This is a genomic window from Enterocloster citroniae, assembly GCF_040545455.1.
In the GTDB taxonomy this organism is placed as follows: domain Bacteria; phylum Bacillota; class Clostridia; order Lachnospirales; family Lachnospiraceae; genus Enterocloster; species Enterocloster citroniae.
This window is the reverse complement of the sequence record NZ_JBEPLZ010000017.1, coordinates 41,841-58,649: the sequence shown is the minus strand read 5'-3', so window position 1 is coordinate 58,649 and position 16,809 is coordinate 41,841. Positions and strand designations below refer to the sequence as shown.

Genomic DNA, 16,809 nt, shown 5'->3' with positions numbered 1-16,809 from the left:
AAGGAGGAACCGTCTTATGAAAACTGCCTGTTTTATTCCCATTAAAGCCAATTCGGAACGTGTTCCCGGCAAAAACTTCCGGGTCCTTAACGGCAGAAAGTTATATGAATATATCATCAGCCATGCCATGGAAGCATGCTGTTTTGACGCCATCTATATTGACACAAACAGCCCTGAGATCACTGAATATGCCCTGGACCATGGGCTTCAGGTGATCGAGCGCCTGGAAGCCCTTGCCCAGAATACCGCCAATGGGAACGACCTGTTAGTTTACCATCAGCAGCTCCACCCGGAATATGATTACTATTTCCAGCTGTTTGCCACCGCGCCGTACCTTCAGCCGGACTCCATAAAAGGCTGCGTCAACGCGCTGGTGGACAGCGAAACCTATGACTCCTGTTTTACGGCATTAAAAAACCACGGGTTTTACTGGCTGGATACCCATCCGGTGAATTACCGCCCGGGCATCCTGCCCAGGAGCCAGGATATGCAGCCGATCATTGAGGAAACCACGGGCCTATACGGCATCTCAAAAAACTCCCTCCAGCGGTACCGCTGCCGTATCGGCAGGAAACCCTGCATATTCTTTGTGGACAAGTTTGAAGCCATTGACATCAACACGGAGGAGGACCTGGTGATGGCCGAGTACGTGGGCCGGACCCATTGGCATTATGAGGAGATAGATTAATGAAAATTCTGATCATAAATAAGTTCCTAATGCCAAAAGGAGGTTCTGAGACTTACATCATCCAGATCGGGAACTGCCTGGAGCAAATGGGCCATGATGTCCAGTATTTTGGGATGGATGAACCGGGCCGCACCCTTGGAAACCGTATCAACCAGTACACATCAAACATGGACTTCCACACCAGGGGCTTTGGCCGCCTGGCCTACCCCCTGCGGGTCCTGTATTCCAGGGAAGCCAGGCAGAAGCTTACGCGGGTCCTGGAGGATTTCCAGCCGGACGCGGTCCATATCAATAACTTCAACTACCAGCTGACCCCTTCCATTCTCTATGGCATCAGAGACCATGAAAGGAGATCGGGGAAAAGGGCGGCCGTCCTGTACACGGCCCATGATTACCAGCTGATCTGCCCCAACCACATGCTGAATTCACCGGGGGACGGACAGAACTGCGAACTGTGCGTGGATGGTCACTATGTTAGCTGCGTCAGAAAACGGTGCATCCACCTGTCCATGGCAAAGAGCCTGTTGGGCGCTGCGGAAGGGATGGTGTACAGAAAACTGAAGGTATACCAATACATTGACCGGGTCATCTGCCCCAGTTATTTTATGGAAGAGAAGATGAACCATGTGGATCTGTTTCGGGGCAGGACCATCACCATGCATAATTTTGCCGTCCGTGGGGAGGAGGTCCCCGGCGTAAAAAAGGACTATATCCTGTACTTTGGACGATATTCCAGGGAAAAGGGGATCGGGACCCTTCTTAGGGCCTGCAGGGAACTGCCGGATATCCCCTTTGTCCTTGCGGGCGCGGGGCCACTGGAGGACAGGATCAGGGGCATCCCCAACATAAAGAATCTGGGGTTTGTCAAGGGGGAAGGGTTAAACAGGCTGATCCGGGAAGCCCGGTTCAGTATCTATCCCTCGGAATATTATGAAAACTGTCCCTTTTCCGTCATAGAATCCCAGCTGCTCAGGACCCCGGTCCTGGGGGCCAGAATCGGAGGAATCCCGGAGCTGATACAGGAGGGAGTGAACGGCGCCCTGTTTACCAGCGGGGACCTGGGAGACCTGAAGGAGAAGATCAGGTATCTGTGGGACCGGCCCCAGCTGTGCGCACAGTGGTCCGATCGCTGCAGGGACATCCCATATGACACCGTGGAGACGTACTGTAACAAACTGCTGGAACTATATGGAGCAGGCCGGGAGGGGTGATGGCCGGGACTGTGATCAAACAGGAAAGCAAGGAGAAAAAATGGCAAGGAATCTGTATGGAACCGTGATCGTAACATACCGCTGCAATGCACACTGCAATATGTGTGATTGCTTTAAATACCCCACAAAGCCGGAGGAGGAGATTACCCTGGACGTGGTCGGGAAGCTGCCTGAGATGGCATTTACCAACATCACCGGAGGGGAACCCTTCATACGCAGGGATATACCGGATATCGTAAGGGAGCTTTATAAAAAGTCGGACCGTATCGTGATCTCCACCAACGGTTATTTCACGGACCGTATCATTGACCTGTGCAGGGAATTTCCAAAGGTGGGGATACGTATCAGCATCGAGGGCCTTCAGGAGACCAATGACCGGATCCGTGGGATCCCGGACGGATTCAACCGTGGTTACCGGACCCTGACCGCCCTGGTTGGAATGGGGCATCCGGATGTGGGATTTGGGATGACGGTCCAGGATATGAACTGTGAGGACCTGGTCCCCCTCTACCGCCTGTCGGACCAGATGGGGATGGAGTTTGCCACAGCCGCACTGCACAATTCCTTTTATTTCAGGAAGAACGATAACCGCATAGAAGATAAGAAAAAAGTGGCTGAACATTTTGAACAGCTGATCTGTGAGCTGTTAAAAAGCAGTTCACCCAAGAAATGGTTCCGGGCGTATTTTAATCACGGGCTGATCAATTACATATACGGGAACCCCCGTCTGCTCACCTGCGACATGTCCAGAAACGCATTTTTTATCGACCCTTTCTGTGATGTGATCCCCTGCAACGGAATGTGCCAAAAGGCGGTCATGGGAAACTTAAGGGAACAGGAGTGGGAGGAACTGTGGAACTCAGAGCAGGCCAGGCAGGTGAGGCGCCTCACAAGGGAATGCCAAAGGAACTGCTGGATGATCGGAAGCGCATCCCCCGCCATGCACAGATATATCTGGGTACCGGCCTGGTGGGTTATAAAGCACAAGTTTCTTAAGGGGGGACGGTATTCCCTGGATGAAAATTCTTTTATATTATGAAAATAGCGGCAGGAGGGCGACAATGGATGAACATAGAAAAACCATAATGATGGTGGACAGCCGACCTGTACAGAGAGAGAAAGTAAAAGAAATACTTGAAGGCACATATGAAATCAAAGAAGCTGAAAGTGAGGAGGACGCCATCCTGCAGCTCACATGGGCAGGTCCTGTGGATGCCATACTTCTGGGCAGCCTGATGCATGGGAGCAGGACCGTGGGTTTTCTGGACCATATCCGTAAGTCCGGTTACGCCTCCGTCCCTGTTATTGTAATTCTGGAGGATTCCGGGGAAGAACGCGGTTTAAAAGCCCTGGACCACGGGGCGTGGGATTACGTGACCGGGCCCATCCGGCCTAAGACGCTGAAAAACAGGCTGGACCATGCGCTCCTGTCCCACAGGATGCCCCTGTCTCCCGGGAGCTCTCCTGGGAGTGAGTTTTCTCCATACAGCACATCACTTCACAAGGAGTTTTGCTATATGAGGGACCGGGACCGGCTTACAGGATTGTATAACCGTGAAAAGATGTTTGCGGAAACAAGGCGTATGATCGACCGGCATATGGATATCTTGTTTGTATTTCTGCGTTTTGATATAGATAGGTTCCGGCTGTATAATGCTGTGTTTGGCGAAAAAAGGGGAGATAAGCTTCTCCTGCTGCTGGCAGATACCATAGAGGGCATAACCGGGTTCTTTGAGTTCTGTACCTATGGAAGGATCAACGCGGACACATTCTGCATATGCGAGCCATATGACTGTGAAAAGCTGAACATGCAGGTGCAGATGGTAAAGGAGGAACTGGCCGGATTTGAGGAGGACTATCTCTTGGAACCCACGGTGGGCGCGTATATTGTGGAGGAGCCTGATCTTGCAGTGGAGGAGATGTATATACGGGCATTTATAGGAAGCAAAAAATGCAAAAACAAGTTTGCCTCCTATCTGGGATTCTACGATATGGACGAGGGGATCAGGGAGGCGGAGGAGGCAGCCATTGTCAGCAGCATGCAGACAGCCATGGATGAGGAGCAGTTTGTCGTCTATTTCCAGCCCAAATTTGATATTACCAATGAAAGGGATGTTGGGGCGGAGGCATTGGTGAGATGGAAGCATCCCGATACGGGCCTGCTGTCACCAAAGTATTTTATCCCTGTTTTTGAAAGGAACGGTTTTATCTCCAGGCTGGACTATTATGTATGGGAGCATGTGTGCAGGCTCATACATAAGTGGCTTCAGGACGGGATCAGCCTGCACCCCATTACGGTGAACATATCAAGGATCAGTCTGTATAACCCCAAGCTGTCATGCATTCTGCTGGAGCTGATCAGAAGGTATGATGTGCCTATCGGCCTGCTGAATCTGGAGATAACGGAAAGCGCCTATGTGTCCGACCCGGAAGTGATACAGGAAGCGGTCCGGAGACTGCACCAGGCAGGATTCATATTGCTCATGGACGATTTTGGAAGCGGTTATTCTTCCCTGAACATGCTCAAGGACATTGAGGTGGATGTACTGAAAATCGACATGCAGTTTTTGTCTGGCGGCGTATCTCCCGGGAAAGGGAAGATCATCCTGGAGTCCGTGATCCAGATGGCAAATAACCTGGGGATGCCTGTTGTCATGGAGGGAGTGGAGACTCAGGAACAGAAGCGGTTCTTATACAAAATAGGCTGTAATTATGTACAGGGATTCTATTATGCCAGGCCCATGCCCCAGGAGGAGTATGAGACAAAATATATTTACAGGAAAAAAGAGGTTAGGGGATGACCCGGGGGTTAAAAAAGTGAGAGCACAGGGGGAAGGAACACCATGAAGAACGCAAGGACAAAGCATCTGGATTTTATTATTGGGGATATGCTGGCTTTGGGCATGGCCCAGTTTCTGATGATGATCCTGAACCAGGATAAACTGAACAGGGTGCTGTATACGTATTACATCCAGCTGGGGATCCTGCTGGTGGTCATCACCCTATCGGTTGCATTTATGACCGATGGCTACAGTAATATCCTTCACAGAGGGTACCTGAAGGAAATGATCGCGGTGAGCCGTCAGATGACCATAACCTTTGCGGTGGAGGTCATATGTCTGTTTGCATTCCAGTTAAGCGGGCTTTTCTCAAGAGTGGTCCTCTTTGCCATATTCGTTCTCGGCATCCTGTTTATATATGGGGAACGTCTGCTGATAAAAAGGTTCCTGAAAAGGAAATACCAGAAAATCAAATATGCCCGGACGATCATGGTGATCGCCACAAAACAGCAGGCAGAAGTTTTGATCGGGCGTTTGTCTGCCAGGGATTTTTCAGTCTTTCATATCCAGGGACTAGCGGTTACTGACCGGAATATGAAGGGGGAGAGGATACAGGGGATTACGGTGAGTTGTTCCATGGGTGAGGTGACCGATTATGTAACCGGCCATATTGTGGACGAGATCCTGTTAAGCATACCGGATGATCCACAGCAGGAATCGGAACTGGCCAATCAGTTCCTGTCCATTGGAATGGTGGTCCATGTCTATATTGAACAGTTTCTTCAGGACATACCCAGGAAGACCCTGGAAAAGATCTGCGATATAAATGTGGTAACCTGCTATAACCGGGAAATCCCCCCGAGATCATTGTTTTGCAAACGGATGCTGGACATTGTGGGGAGTCTGATGGGGGTGGTGATGGCATTTGGGGTGGGCCTTGTGATCGGACCCATTATATACATGAAGTCTCCGGGTCCCATCCTTTTTTCCCAGATCAGGGTGGGAAAAAATGGCCGCAAATTCAGGTTATATAAATTCCGTTCCATGGTTATGGATGCGGAGCAGCAGAAGGAAAGCCTGATGGCCCGCAACAAGATCCGTGGAAATATGTTTAAGATCGATGACGATCCCAGGATCATTCCTGGCATTGGCCGGTTTATCAGAAGAACCAGTCTGGATGAATTTCCCCAGTTCTTTAATGTGCTCAAAGGGGATATGAGCCTGGTGGGGACAAGGCCGCCCACCGTGGACGAGTATGAGTCATACAGCTTTGCCCACAAAAAGCGTCTGGCCATGAAGCCGGGAATCACCGGCCTGTGGCAGATCAGCGGAAGAAGCGACATCACGGACTTTGAGCAGGTGGTAAAACTGGACAGCCGGTATATTGACCAGTGGGATTTGGAAATGGACCTGAAGATCATTTTCAGGACGATCCTTGTCATGCTGGAACGAAAGGGGAGCGTGTGACAGCGGGTATGACAATGGGTATGACAGGGGGTATGACAGCGGGCAGAAAACAGTCCGGTACACGGACCGGACTGAGGGCGGCTATTCCGGGGCAAAGTTATTACCGTGACCGGAACATGGTTTCTATATAGGCAAGAATAAGTGGCGCGATTCCTTTTGCATCATTTTCCACCACGGGTTCGCGCATATAATAGTCAAAGGTCCCTTCACGCATATCTGAGTTTCCAAGACCGGCCACCAGACAGATGCCCCCAAGCTGCAGTTTTCCGTCTTTTTCGGAAAGATAAGTTTTGCAGATGCCATTGAAGGCCCTTTCACCGTAACAGTAATATTCATCAGGCAGATATCCCAGCCGGACGCTTTTCATAATGGCATACGAGAAAATAGCTGAGCCGGATTCCTCCAGATAATTAGGAAGAATACCGCCCCGGTTAACTACCTGGTACCACATGCCGGAATTTTCATCCTGGTAGGGCAGCATGGCATCGATCAGTTCCCTGTAGATTGAATTCATGCGTTTCTTTTCTTCCTTCATGAAGTCGGGCATGACTTCCATGGTGTCGATCAGGGCCATGGCGTACCAGCCCATGGCTCTGAGCCAGAACGTATCAGACAGCCCGGTGACCTTATCACACCAGAACATCCGGCGGGAGTCGTCATATGCATGGTAATAGAGGCCGTTCCTGGTATCACGCATCAGCTGATAGACATTTAAAAACTGCTCATAAGAGTCCATACAGTTTTTGCAGCTGTTATATTCTGTTTCATACTGCATATAAAAGGGCTGTGCCATATAGAGGCCGTCCAGCCATATCTGGTTGGGATATATTTTTTTGTGCCAGAAGTTGCCTGTGGATGTGCGCGGCTGTCCAAGAAGCTGGCTGTAGACCGTGTCCATGGCCCGGCGGTATTTTTCCCTGTGTGTAAGATGGTAAAGGTCAAAGAGTGTTTTGCCCGCGTTTACATTATCAAGATTATACTCCTTGGGGTTATAAGATAGGATCGATCCGTCTTCCTTAACAAAGTAATCAATAAATCCATCGGCAAAATCCAGAAACTGTTGTTTCTTTGTTATATAATACAGTTCAATGACAGCATTTATCATACATCCATCAATGTAATTCCAATTGGGTTTTCTTCCTTCTTTTATGTTCTCAATATTCCATACAGGAGCTTGCGGTGTACTCTGTGCAAGCAATTGATCAATATAACAATCCAGAATTTCCATCTTTCAAATACTCCTTTATAATTATCGGTAATATGCCTTCAGTCAAATACATCATAATGTGATGCGGAAACGTTTGCAATAATATCAATGGTAAATATTCCTATTAATGATCGGAAATATCCCAAGTTGTAAAAGATTATTACTACAAATTCCATAAAAAATTGAATATATAGCTTTAGAAATATATTACCACAAAGACACCACAAAGATAAATGTAAATCATGCACAAAAATATATGAAAATACTATACATAATGCACGGTTGACATCGAACAAAAATGGTGTTACTATGAAAATACAAGAAAATAAAATGCATATTTGCTTGAAAAAATCGAATTGTAATAGCTTACAAATAGCAGATATGCATAATATTTTAAGTTTATTTGCAAAGGTTTGCAAATAGGGAAAGTAAGAATGGAAGGGAGAAAAAGAATGAAGAAAAGAATGAAAAAGGCAGTATCACTGGCTCTGGCGGCAGCAATGGTATTATCTCTTGCAGCCTGCGGGAATGGAGGCGGCTCCAAGGAGGGAACAAGTCAGGCGGTAGCTGAAAGCGGTGCGGCGTCAGACGGAGAAGTAACCCTTAAGTTTTGCTGGTGGGGAGGCGATTCCAGGCATGAAGCCACTGAAAAGGCTGTGGAGGCATTCATGGTCAAGTATCCGAATATTAAGGTGGAGTGCGAGTATGGCGCATGGACCGGATGGGAGGAGAAACAGTCTCTGGCAATCCAGGGAGGCAATGCTGCTGATGTGATGCAGATCAACTGGAACTGGATTACCTCTTACAGCGGCAATGGTACCAACTTTGCCAATCTGGAAGATTACAGTGAGATCCTGGATCTGGCACAGTTTGACCAGGGCAGTCTGGAGCAGTGCAAGGCCGATGGCAAGCTGATGGCTGTGCCGGTAGCGATGACAGGGCGTTTGTTCTACTGGAATAAAACCACATTTGATGAGGTTGGATGTGATATCCCTGTGGATGAAGCTTCTCTTTTAGAGGCGGGAGCAAAGTTCAAGGCATTTAATGAGGGTTACTATCCTTTGGCCATGATGGAATATGACCGCGCTATTTTTATGGTGTATTATCTGGAAAGCGTATATGGGAAGCCCTGGGTTGAGAATGGAGAGCTTCAGTATACGGCGGAAGAGATCCAGTCAGCTATGGATTTCATGACAAAGCTGGAGGAAGCTCATGTTATCCCGACCATTGCCACGCTTCAGGGCGATATGGCTGATTCTCTGGATAAGAATGCAAAGGTTATTAACGGCCAGTATGCGGGCGTGTTTGAGTGGGACTCGGCAGTTACCAAAGTTCAGAAGGCAATTGTGGAGAGCACTGACAAGCCCGGACAGGAACTGGTGATCGGTGATTTTATTAAGTTTGGCGATTACAATGGCGGTTTCACCAAGATTTCCATGGCTCTGGCAGTATCCGCCAATTCAGCCCATCCGAAGGAAGCGGCTATGCTGATAAATTATCTGTTAAATGATGAAGAAGGCATTGAAATTTGCGGTACTGAGCGAGGAATCCCCTGTTCAGCCCAGGGGATGGCAGTGCTCAAAGATAAAGGGATCGGTGACGCCCTTGTTATGGAAGCCAATGAAAAGGTTTTGGGATATTCCAAATTCCCCCTGGATCCCATGTTTGAACACAATGACTTAAAAGCCAATCCGGACGGAGTATATTATAAAGTGTTCGGCAAGTTAAGCGCAGGCGACATCAGTTCGGCCAAAGCCGCAGAGGATCTGATGAAAGGCATTGATGACTGTTACAATTACTAACAGTATGGGGGTTGCAGCAGGCATGCTGCCTGTGTAAAAGCAAAAAGGCTTTTTGAACAAGAACATTTGGAGGTAACCGTATGAAAAACAAGAAAGGATTCCTGGCAATGAACATCGGCCTGATTTATATTCTCCCGTGGCTGGTTGGATTTCTTTTGTTCAAGGTGTATCCGTTTGCATCTTCGCTGTATTACAGCTTCACTAACTACGACTTGTTTAACGGCATAACAAAGACAGGGCTCATGAATTACGAAAAGATATTTACTGATGAAGATATTATCAAAGCATTTGCGGTTACCTTTAAGTATGCCATATTTGATGTACCCCTGAAGCTGGCCTTTGCACTGTTTATTGCCTATATTCTGAACTTTAAGCTGAAAGGCGTTAATTTTTTCAGGACAGCTTACTATATCCCCTCCATTCTGGGCGGTTCCATTGCCATCGCTATCCTGTGGAGGGCCGTGTTCAATACAGATGGTTTGATCAACACGGTAATCGCATTTTTCGGCGGTCCTAAGATCAACTGGATGGCCGGAGCAAACAGCGCTCTATTTGTGATCGTGCTTTTGCGTGTGTGGCAGTTTGGCTCTGCCATGGTAATATTTCTGGCAGCATTAAAAGGTGTGTCGGAGGACCTCTATGAGGCTGCTTCCATTGACGGGGCCGGAAAATGGACTCAGTTTTTTAAGATCACTGTGCCGCTGATCACGCCGGTTATCTTTTATAACCTGATCACACAGCTCTGCCAGGCGTTCCAGGAATTTAACGCTCCGTTCCTGGTGACAAAAGGAGGACCGAACGGAGCCACGACCCTGATTTCAATGCTGATTTACAATAATGCATTCCTGCGTCATAAGATGGGCATGGCAAGTGCCCAGGCATGGATCCTGTTCCTGATTGTTATGACTTTGACCGCGGTTGCATTCATAAGCCAGAAAAAGTGGGTCTATTATTCAGATGAGGAAGGTAGGTAGGGCCTGATGACAAGAGAGACAAAACATAAAATCAGTACAATGATCCGTTATACTCTTTTAATCCTGGTTGGTTTCATTATGGTATATCCGTTGATCTGGATGGTGGGCGCTACCTTTAAGACTAATTCCGAGATATTCACCAGCGCATGGTTTATTCCCAAGAATCCTGTGTTTGACGGTTATAATAATGCGTTTAAAAGTTACGGCGGTAAGATAAGCCTGATCACTTCCCTGATCAATACATATAAGATTGTAATCCCCAAGGTGATCTTTACAGTGTTTTCCGCTGTGATTGCAGCATACGGATTTGGAAGGTTTGACTTCAAAGGAAAGAAGATATTTTTTGCCCTGATGATGTCTACCCTGTTCCTTCCCCAGGTAGTGTTGAACGCACCCCAGTACATCATGTTTAATAAATGGAACTGGGTTAACACCTACCTTCCCCTGGTCCTGCCCTCACTGTTTGCAGTTGACACATATTTTGTGTTCATGCTGATCCAGTTCCTGAGAGGAGTGCCAAAGGAACTGGAGGAGGCCGCGAAGATTGACGGGTGCAATACATTAAAAACCTTGTGGTATGTGATCGTACCTATGCTGAAGCCGTCCCTTGTGTCCTGCGCATTGTTCCAGTTCATGTGGACGAACAATGATTTCCAGGGACCGTTGATCTATATTTCCGACATGCAGAAGTATACTAATTCCGTATACCTACGCATGTCCATGGACGGAGATGTGGGATTCCAGTGGAATCGTATCCTGGCCATGTCCCTCATTTCCATACTTCCGTCCCTGATCGTATTTTTCTGTGCCCAGGATTCCTTTATTGACGGTATTGCCGCAGGGGGAGTTAAAGGCTGAGAAAAATCGGAAAATTATAACTGCTCAGGACGTCCGATGTGAAAACGGTGCCAAAACGGACTTATAATTTCTGTAATAGTGGGGAACTCCGGTCAGGGGTCCCCGCTATTACTGTATATGAACCGTATATACTTTACGCCTGGATTGTGCTAAAATATTTTGAAAGGAGTCTGGATCTATGGAACTAAAGGTGATTTACAAAAATGCGCGCTGTGCCGTGCTGGAGATAGGGGATGGAGGAGCATACGAGACCCTGGAACCCTACGATATTTTCCTTAATGGGGAATTTTTTTTGGAAACAGAAAGGACCATAACAAGCCTGTATGATCTAGAACCGGAGACATTTTATAAGGTGGAAATCCGGCGCGCGGCGTTTGGGGACAGAGCGGATGCACAGGAAGATACTGCGTTTTGCGCTGAGGCAGGATTCACAACGGACTGGGAATTTGTGACGCTGAATGTGCGGGATTTCGGTGCCAAAGGAGATGGGATACAGGATGACACGCTGTTTATTCAGTCTGCCGTCATGGCCTGCCCAAAGGACAGCCGGGTACTGGTACCGGCAGGTACTTACCGTATTGTATCACTGTTTCTAAAAGATAATGTGAAGATTGAGTTGGAAAAAGGGGCGGTTTTGTCTGCTGATACAGACAGATCCAGGTTCCCGGTATTGAAAGGGATGATCAAAAGCTTTGATGGTAAAGATGAATACAATCTGGGAACATGGGAGGGGGATCCTCTGCCCATGTTTTCAGCAGTGGTCACGGGCATTAATATAGAAAATGCCGTCATCTATGGCAGGGGAGTGATTGAAGGAAATGCAGGATTCGGTGAAGAAAACTGGTGGCACGATCCCAAAAAGATGAAAACAGCTTTTCGGCCGCGGATGATTTTTCTGGAACGGTGTAAGCATGTGGTTATACAGGGACTCACTCTGCGCAACAGCCCCAGCTGGAATATACACCCTTATTTTTCAGAGCATTTAAAATTCCTGGATCTTAGGGTATTGAGCCCTAAGGACTCGCCTAATACAGATGGTTTGGACCCGGAATCCTGCAGGGATGTGGAGATCACAGGGATCTGTTTTTCAGTGGGAGATGACTGTATTGCTGTCAAATCCGGTAAGATTTATATGGGAACCACTTACAAAAGACCTTCGGAGGACATTGTTGTATCAAGATGCTGCATGAGGGACGGACACGGTTCAGTTACCATAGGAAGTGAGATGGCGGGGGGAGTTAAGAACCTGACGGTCAGGGACTGTGTATTCCGGCATACGGACCGGGGGCTGCGCATTAAAACCCGCAGGGGCAGAGGGAAAAATGCTGTGGTGGATGGTATCCTGTTTGAGCGTATCCACATGGATCAAGTGAAGACGCCGTTTGTGATCAACAGCTTTTATTACTGTGATCCGGACGGAAACAGTGAGTATGTAAGGACAAAGGAGAGGCTTCCTGTGGATGACAGGACCCCATGGATCAAGCATCTTACATTTCGGGATATAGAGGCGGTGAACTGCCATGTGGCGGCCGCCTATCTGTACGGTCTTCCTGAGCGGAAGATAGGAAAGGTGGAGATGGAACGCGTCTCCATAAGCTTTACACCGGATGCGCAGAAGGGACAGCCGGCCATGATGGAGGGCTGCAGTGAGCAGACCTGCCGCCAGGGGATCTATGCAAATAATATAGAAGAGCTGGTTCTTCGGAATGTGAAGATAGAGGGGCAGCTGGGGCCGGAGATTGAGACGGAACATATAGGACATATAGATAAAAGATAATGGGATAACGGAGGGTTATCAAAACGGGGGTTAATATGGCAGTGACGATCAAGGATATCGCCAAAAGGGCAGGAGTATCCTATTCAACGGTATCAAGGGCGCTAAACGGCATAGGGACAGAGAATACGGAGAATAAGAAGAACATCCTTCGTATTGCCAGGGAGATGGGGTATGTGCCGAACCAGGCAGCCATTAATCTGAAAAAATCCAGATCCTATGTCATAGGGTTGTATTTTTCCGCGATCAGTAAGATGACGTCCCCATTTGTATTGCATGATGTGCTGACAGGAGTTTATCAGATTACAGGGAGCAAATATAATGTAGTGGTAAAGGGTATTGATATGCATGATACAGGCACCTTAAACCCCACATTTTATGATGGGATCATTGTTCTGTCCCAGCGCAGTGAGGATATGGATTTTATGCAGGAAGTTCTGGGCAAAGGTATTCCCATGGTTGTGATCTGCCGTACCGTTGATGTGGATGCTCCCAATGTGACAACAGACGAGGAACGGGCCATGGAACTTGCCATGGATTACCTGATTGAGAACGGGCACAGGAATATTGGGATCATTGAAGGCAATCCGGAACTGGATTCCAGCAGACTGCGCCGGCAGGGCTGGCGCGCTTCTGTGAAACGCCATGGAATGAATCCTGACAGCCTTCCGGTTATCTGTGGAAATTACCGATATGCCAGTGGATATGCTGCGGCAAGTCAGCTGCTGGCCTATAAACCTACGGCCATGCTTTGTTTTAATGACGAGATGGCCTTCGGGGCCAGAACCGCCATAACACAGGCCGGGCTTGAGGTGCCTGGCGATGTGTCCCTCATTGGGTTTGATAATTGGGATATGTCAGGGTACTCGGATATGCGCCTGACCACGGTGGAGCGTAATATGGGACAGATTGCCAAAGAAGGGGCCAGAGTGCTTCTGCGCCAGCTGGATGATGGGATCATAGATAACCGCAGGATCTATCTGAATAATAAACTGATTATCAGGGATACTGTCAGGAACCTGAATGATACGGTAAGGAATGAGAGGTGGGAGAATGAAACTGAACATAGGCATGAGATGCCATGATCTATGTCCTAAAATGGAGATGGAAAGGGTGTTTGAAGAAGTTAGGGACAATCACATACATCAGATCCAGCTGGCTTTTTCAAAGTCGGTGAGCAATTACGATTTTACCACAGGACATTATAGCCCTGGGTTTGCCCGCTATATTGCCTCGGAACTGGAAAGGAACCATCTGCATGTGGCTGTACTGGGGTGCTACATTAATCCGGTGAATCCCATTGAGGCCCGGCGGAAAGCGGAAGTGGCGCGCTTTATCGAGCATTTGAAATATGCCCGTATTCTGGGCGCCGATATGGTTGGGACGGAGACCGGGCGCCTGGACCCGGATTTTAATGTCACTGGTGAAACTTATACAGAGGATGCATACCGGCTTCTTTTAAAAAGTATGAAGGAAATTGTTTCTGCAGCTGAAAAGCTGGGAGTTATAGTGGGAGTGGAGGGCGTGTTTAACCACACTCTTTACAGCCCGGCCAGGATGAAGCGCTTTCTGGAAGATATAGATTCTCCCAATGTGGAGGTGATCCTGGACGCAGTGAACCTGATCCATCCGGATCAGGTGAGGCCCGAACAGCAAAAGCAGGTCATTGACAGGGCGTTCTCATATTATGGTGACAGGATCAGCGTTCTTCATGTAAAAGATTTTGTATTTGATGGGGAAGATCAGCTGTTCCGCCATGTGGGAGAAGGCCTGTTCTGTTATCCGCCGTTAATGGAACGGGTGAAAGAGATGAAGCCGCATATTACCATGCTGCTGGAGAATTCCAGCAGGGAACGGTTTTGGAAAGACGTGGAATTTCTTCAAAGAATATATGGCAACATCTGATTCGGGAGAACAAAGCCGGTTACAAGAGCAGGAGTTTACATATGCCAAATATAATCGAGATAACGGATTTTGCCGCCCCGGAGCTTGACATTTATGCCCGGCTTACAGAAGGGCAGCTTTTAAACCGGCACGAGCCGGACAAGGGGATCTTTATTGCGGAAAGCCCCAAGGTCATAGAACGCGCCCTGGACGCGGGCTGCGTTCCCATTTCCATGCTGATGGAGATGAAACACGTGGAGAGCCAGGCCCAAGAGATCATCAGGCGTTGCGGTGAGATTCCTGTGTACGCGGCGGAGTTTGATGTATTGACACAGCTTACCGGCTTTCATCTGACCCGGGGAATGCTGTGCGCAATGCATCGCCCGCCTCTGCCAAAGCTTGAGGAGGTCTGCGCTGGGGCACGCCGGATCGCGGTGCTGGAAAATGTTATGAATCCCACCAATGTGGGGGCTATATTCCGTTCGGCCGCGGCACTGAATATGGATGGGATCCTGCTCACATCCGCATGCAGCAACCCTTTGTACCGCCGCGCCATCAGGGTGAGTATGGGGACCGTGTTCCAGATCCCATGGACGTTTCTGGACAGCGGGTATTCCTGGCCGGGGCAGGGGGTCCGCCGGTTACATGAACTGGGATTTAAAACTGCCGCAATGGCATTAAAGGATGATTCCGTCACCATTGATGATACGAAGTTGATGCGGGAGGAAAAGCTGGCCATTATTCTGGGGACAGAAGGGGACGGACTGTCGGCGGGAACCATTGCCGACTGCGATTACACGGTCCGTATCCCCATGTCCCATGGTGTGGATTCCTTAAATGTGGCGGCGGCAAGCGCGGTTGCATTTTGGCAGCTGGGACGTAGGTGACGGGCGGGGATGGAGGGAGTCTATAGGATAAGAATTTTTTTATTAGAGCGCGCCAGAACTTATGGTTTTAGTACGCTCTGTTTTTTGTCAGGATAATAAGATACGTGTACCGTGTTTTGGTTTTCAATGCATCACAGGGCAGGAAAATGGACATCATAGGCTTAAACATGTGAATAGCTGAAAGAGAGGTACACTGTGGATTATAACAAAAGGGAATATTCCCTGTTAAACCAGAATGGATTGACCAATAGTGCGTCCCATTACTCATTTACAGATATGAATGGGGAACAGGAAGGAATATTTTATTCAATCAACCAAATGAATGGAATGGACAGTCAAGGGATCTTTCATTGGCGGCATCTGAATATTTCCCCCATATACTCCTGACAACCAGGGCTGGGAGATGAATGATGGCGAACGCATTTTAGGGGCCGGGAAACCGGCCCCTTTTTCCAGGAGAGAATACTTGAGAAAATACTTGGGCAGATATTTGATGATATTTGATAAAAATGAGGATAAAAATGCTTAATGGGGTAAAAATGTGGTACGGCTTGCGTTTTCTCTAAAAATATGCTAAACTATCCCCTGCAATAAGGTCGCAGATTCCCGGCGCCTATCAGCATTTCAGGGACGATCTGCAATCACAGACCGGTGTGTTCGAGACCTTCCACACCTAAAACAAAACTTCAAACACTACTTATTTATAGCGGTTTATCATGCGCCATGGGGTACTGGGAATCAGTATTTCCGTGGCGTTTCTTGTTGTCTTTGGTTAGGGGGATTTATCATTGTGTGGGTACAGAGTGGGTAAAATAAGCATATAAGAGTTTGTAAAAAATTTATAAAATTAATAAAAAATTAATTTGCAGGAGGGGAATTAAGAGAAAATTGCACTACATGCAAATATGGATATATTTGTGCATATATGAGAATGAAAATACTTATATTGACATGAATTATTAAATTTCTATGAAAATATCATCATTTTTCGAGAATGTGTGTTTGCTATAATATTCCTGTAGGCCAATTACATTTGATTAAACCATCTTAAATGAACGAAAGGAGCCAACACAATGAGAGCAAGAGCAATGAACACAGTAGCAGGAGAAAGCCGCCTTATGGACACGGAGGAATTAAGGGCCTACACTAACCTGGGGCGCAACAATGCAATGAAGCTGGGGGAGGAGATCGGCGCAAAGGTAAAAATAGGAAAGCGTGTTCTGTGGGACAAGGTTAAGATTGATCAGTACATTAATGACCTTACGGGGGTATAAGCC

Annotated in this window: 14 protein-coding genes; 13 read left to right on the top strand and 1 reads right to left on the bottom strand. The window is 47.8% G+C overall.

Annotated elements, in window-relative coordinates; translation table 11 throughout:
• The first annotated feature begins 16 nt into the window (after window positions 1–16).
• From ABID13_RS19405 to ABID13_RS19385, 5 genes are read left to right on the top strand one after another with little or no spacing between them, the layout of a single operon-like run.
• Window positions 17–688, top strand: a complete 672-nt coding sequence (locus tag ABID13_RS19405) for an acylneuraminate cytidylyltransferase family protein (protein ID WP_045092709.1) — start codon at window positions 17–19, stop codon at window positions 686–688.
• Window positions 688–1,899: a glycosyltransferase gene (locus ABID13_RS19400; RefSeq protein ID WP_048929656.1), complete on the top strand. Its 1,212-nt coding sequence runs from the start codon at window positions 688–690 to the stop codon at window positions 1,897–1,899. Before ABID13_RS19405 ends, ABID13_RS19400 begins: the two co-directional genes overlap by 1 nt.
• 40 nt (window positions 1,900–1,939) lie before the next feature.
• Window positions 1,940–2,938 carry a radical SAM protein gene (locus ABID13_RS19395; protein ID WP_354021174.1) on the top strand — a complete coding sequence of 333 codons (999 nt, stop codon included), beginning with the start codon at window positions 1,940–1,942 and terminating at the stop codon, window positions 2,936–2,938.
• 22 nt (window positions 2,939–2,960) lie between these two features.
• Window positions 2,961–4,700 carry a two-component system response regulator gene (locus ABID13_RS19390; RefSeq protein WP_048929657.1) on the top strand — a complete coding sequence of 580 codons (1,740 nt, stop codon included), beginning with the start codon at window positions 2,961–2,963 and terminating at the stop codon, window positions 4,698–4,700.
• A gap of 42 nt (window positions 4,701–4,742) precedes the next feature.
• Window positions 4,743–6,146: a sugar transferase gene (locus ABID13_RS19385; RefSeq protein WP_048929658.1), complete on the top strand. Its 1,404-nt coding sequence runs from the start codon at window positions 4,743–4,745 to the stop codon at window positions 6,144–6,146.
• 100 nt (window positions 6,147–6,246) lie between these two features.
• On the opposite strand, the gene ABID13_RS19380 is transcribed toward ABID13_RS19385, so the two are convergent.
• The gene (locus tag ABID13_RS19380; protein ID WP_007861435.1) at window positions 6,247–7,374 is read right to left on the bottom strand and encodes a glycoside hydrolase family 88/105 protein; all 1,128 of its coding nucleotides are present in this window, start codon (window positions 7,372–7,374) and stop codon (window positions 6,247–6,249) included.
• A 431-nt stretch (window positions 7,375–7,805) separates the two neighbouring features.
• On the opposite strand from ABID13_RS19380, the gene ABID13_RS19375 reads away from it, so the two are divergent.
• The 8 genes from ABID13_RS19375 to ABID13_RS19340 all read left to right on the top strand — a co-directional run bounded on the left by ABID13_RS19375 (window position 7,806) and on the right by ABID13_RS19340 (window position 16,806).
• On the top strand, window positions 7,806–9,155 hold the full coding sequence (locus ABID13_RS19375; protein ID WP_048929659.1) for an ABC transporter substrate-binding protein: 1,350 nt from the start codon (window positions 7,806–7,808) through the stop codon (window positions 9,153–9,155).
• Between the two features lie 80 nt (window positions 9,156–9,235).
• Entirely contained in the window at window positions 9,236–10,129 is an 894-nt protein-coding gene (locus tag ABID13_RS19370; RefSeq protein ID WP_048929660.1) for a carbohydrate ABC transporter permease, read from the top strand.
• Window positions 10,130–10,135: 6 nt separating this feature from the next.
• Window positions 10,136–10,987, top strand: coding sequence for a carbohydrate ABC transporter permease (locus tag ABID13_RS19365; RefSeq protein WP_048929661.1), 852 nt, complete (start codon window positions 10,136–10,138; stop codon window positions 10,985–10,987).
• 178 nt (window positions 10,988–11,165) lie between these two features.
• Window positions 11,166–12,764: a glycoside hydrolase family 28 protein gene (locus ABID13_RS19360; protein WP_048929662.1), complete on the top strand. Its 1,599-nt coding sequence runs from the start codon at window positions 11,166–11,168 to the stop codon at window positions 12,762–12,764.
• Window positions 12,765–12,799: 35 nt separating this feature from the next.
• Window positions 12,800–13,846: a LacI family DNA-binding transcriptional regulator gene (locus ABID13_RS19355; protein WP_048929663.1), complete on the top strand. Its 1,047-nt coding sequence runs from the start codon at window positions 12,800–12,802 to the stop codon at window positions 13,844–13,846.
• On the top strand, window positions 13,815–14,666 hold the full coding sequence (locus tag ABID13_RS19350; protein WP_007861425.1) for a sugar phosphate isomerase/epimerase family protein: 852 nt from the start codon (window positions 13,815–13,817) through the stop codon (window positions 14,664–14,666). Before ABID13_RS19355 ends, ABID13_RS19350 begins: the two co-directional genes overlap by 32 nt.
• Window positions 14,667–14,707: 41 nt before the next feature.
• A complete protein-coding gene (locus tag ABID13_RS19345; protein ID WP_048929664.1) occupies window positions 14,708–15,532 on the top strand; it encodes a TrmH family RNA methyltransferase in 825 nt (274 codons plus the stop codon).
• A gap of 1,073 nt (window positions 15,533–16,605) precedes the next feature.
• A complete protein-coding gene (locus ABID13_RS19340) occupies window positions 16,606–16,806 on the top strand; it encodes a hypothetical protein (RefSeq protein ID WP_048929665.1) in 201 nt (66 codons plus the stop codon).
• Window positions 16,807–16,809: the final 3 nt, after the last annotated feature.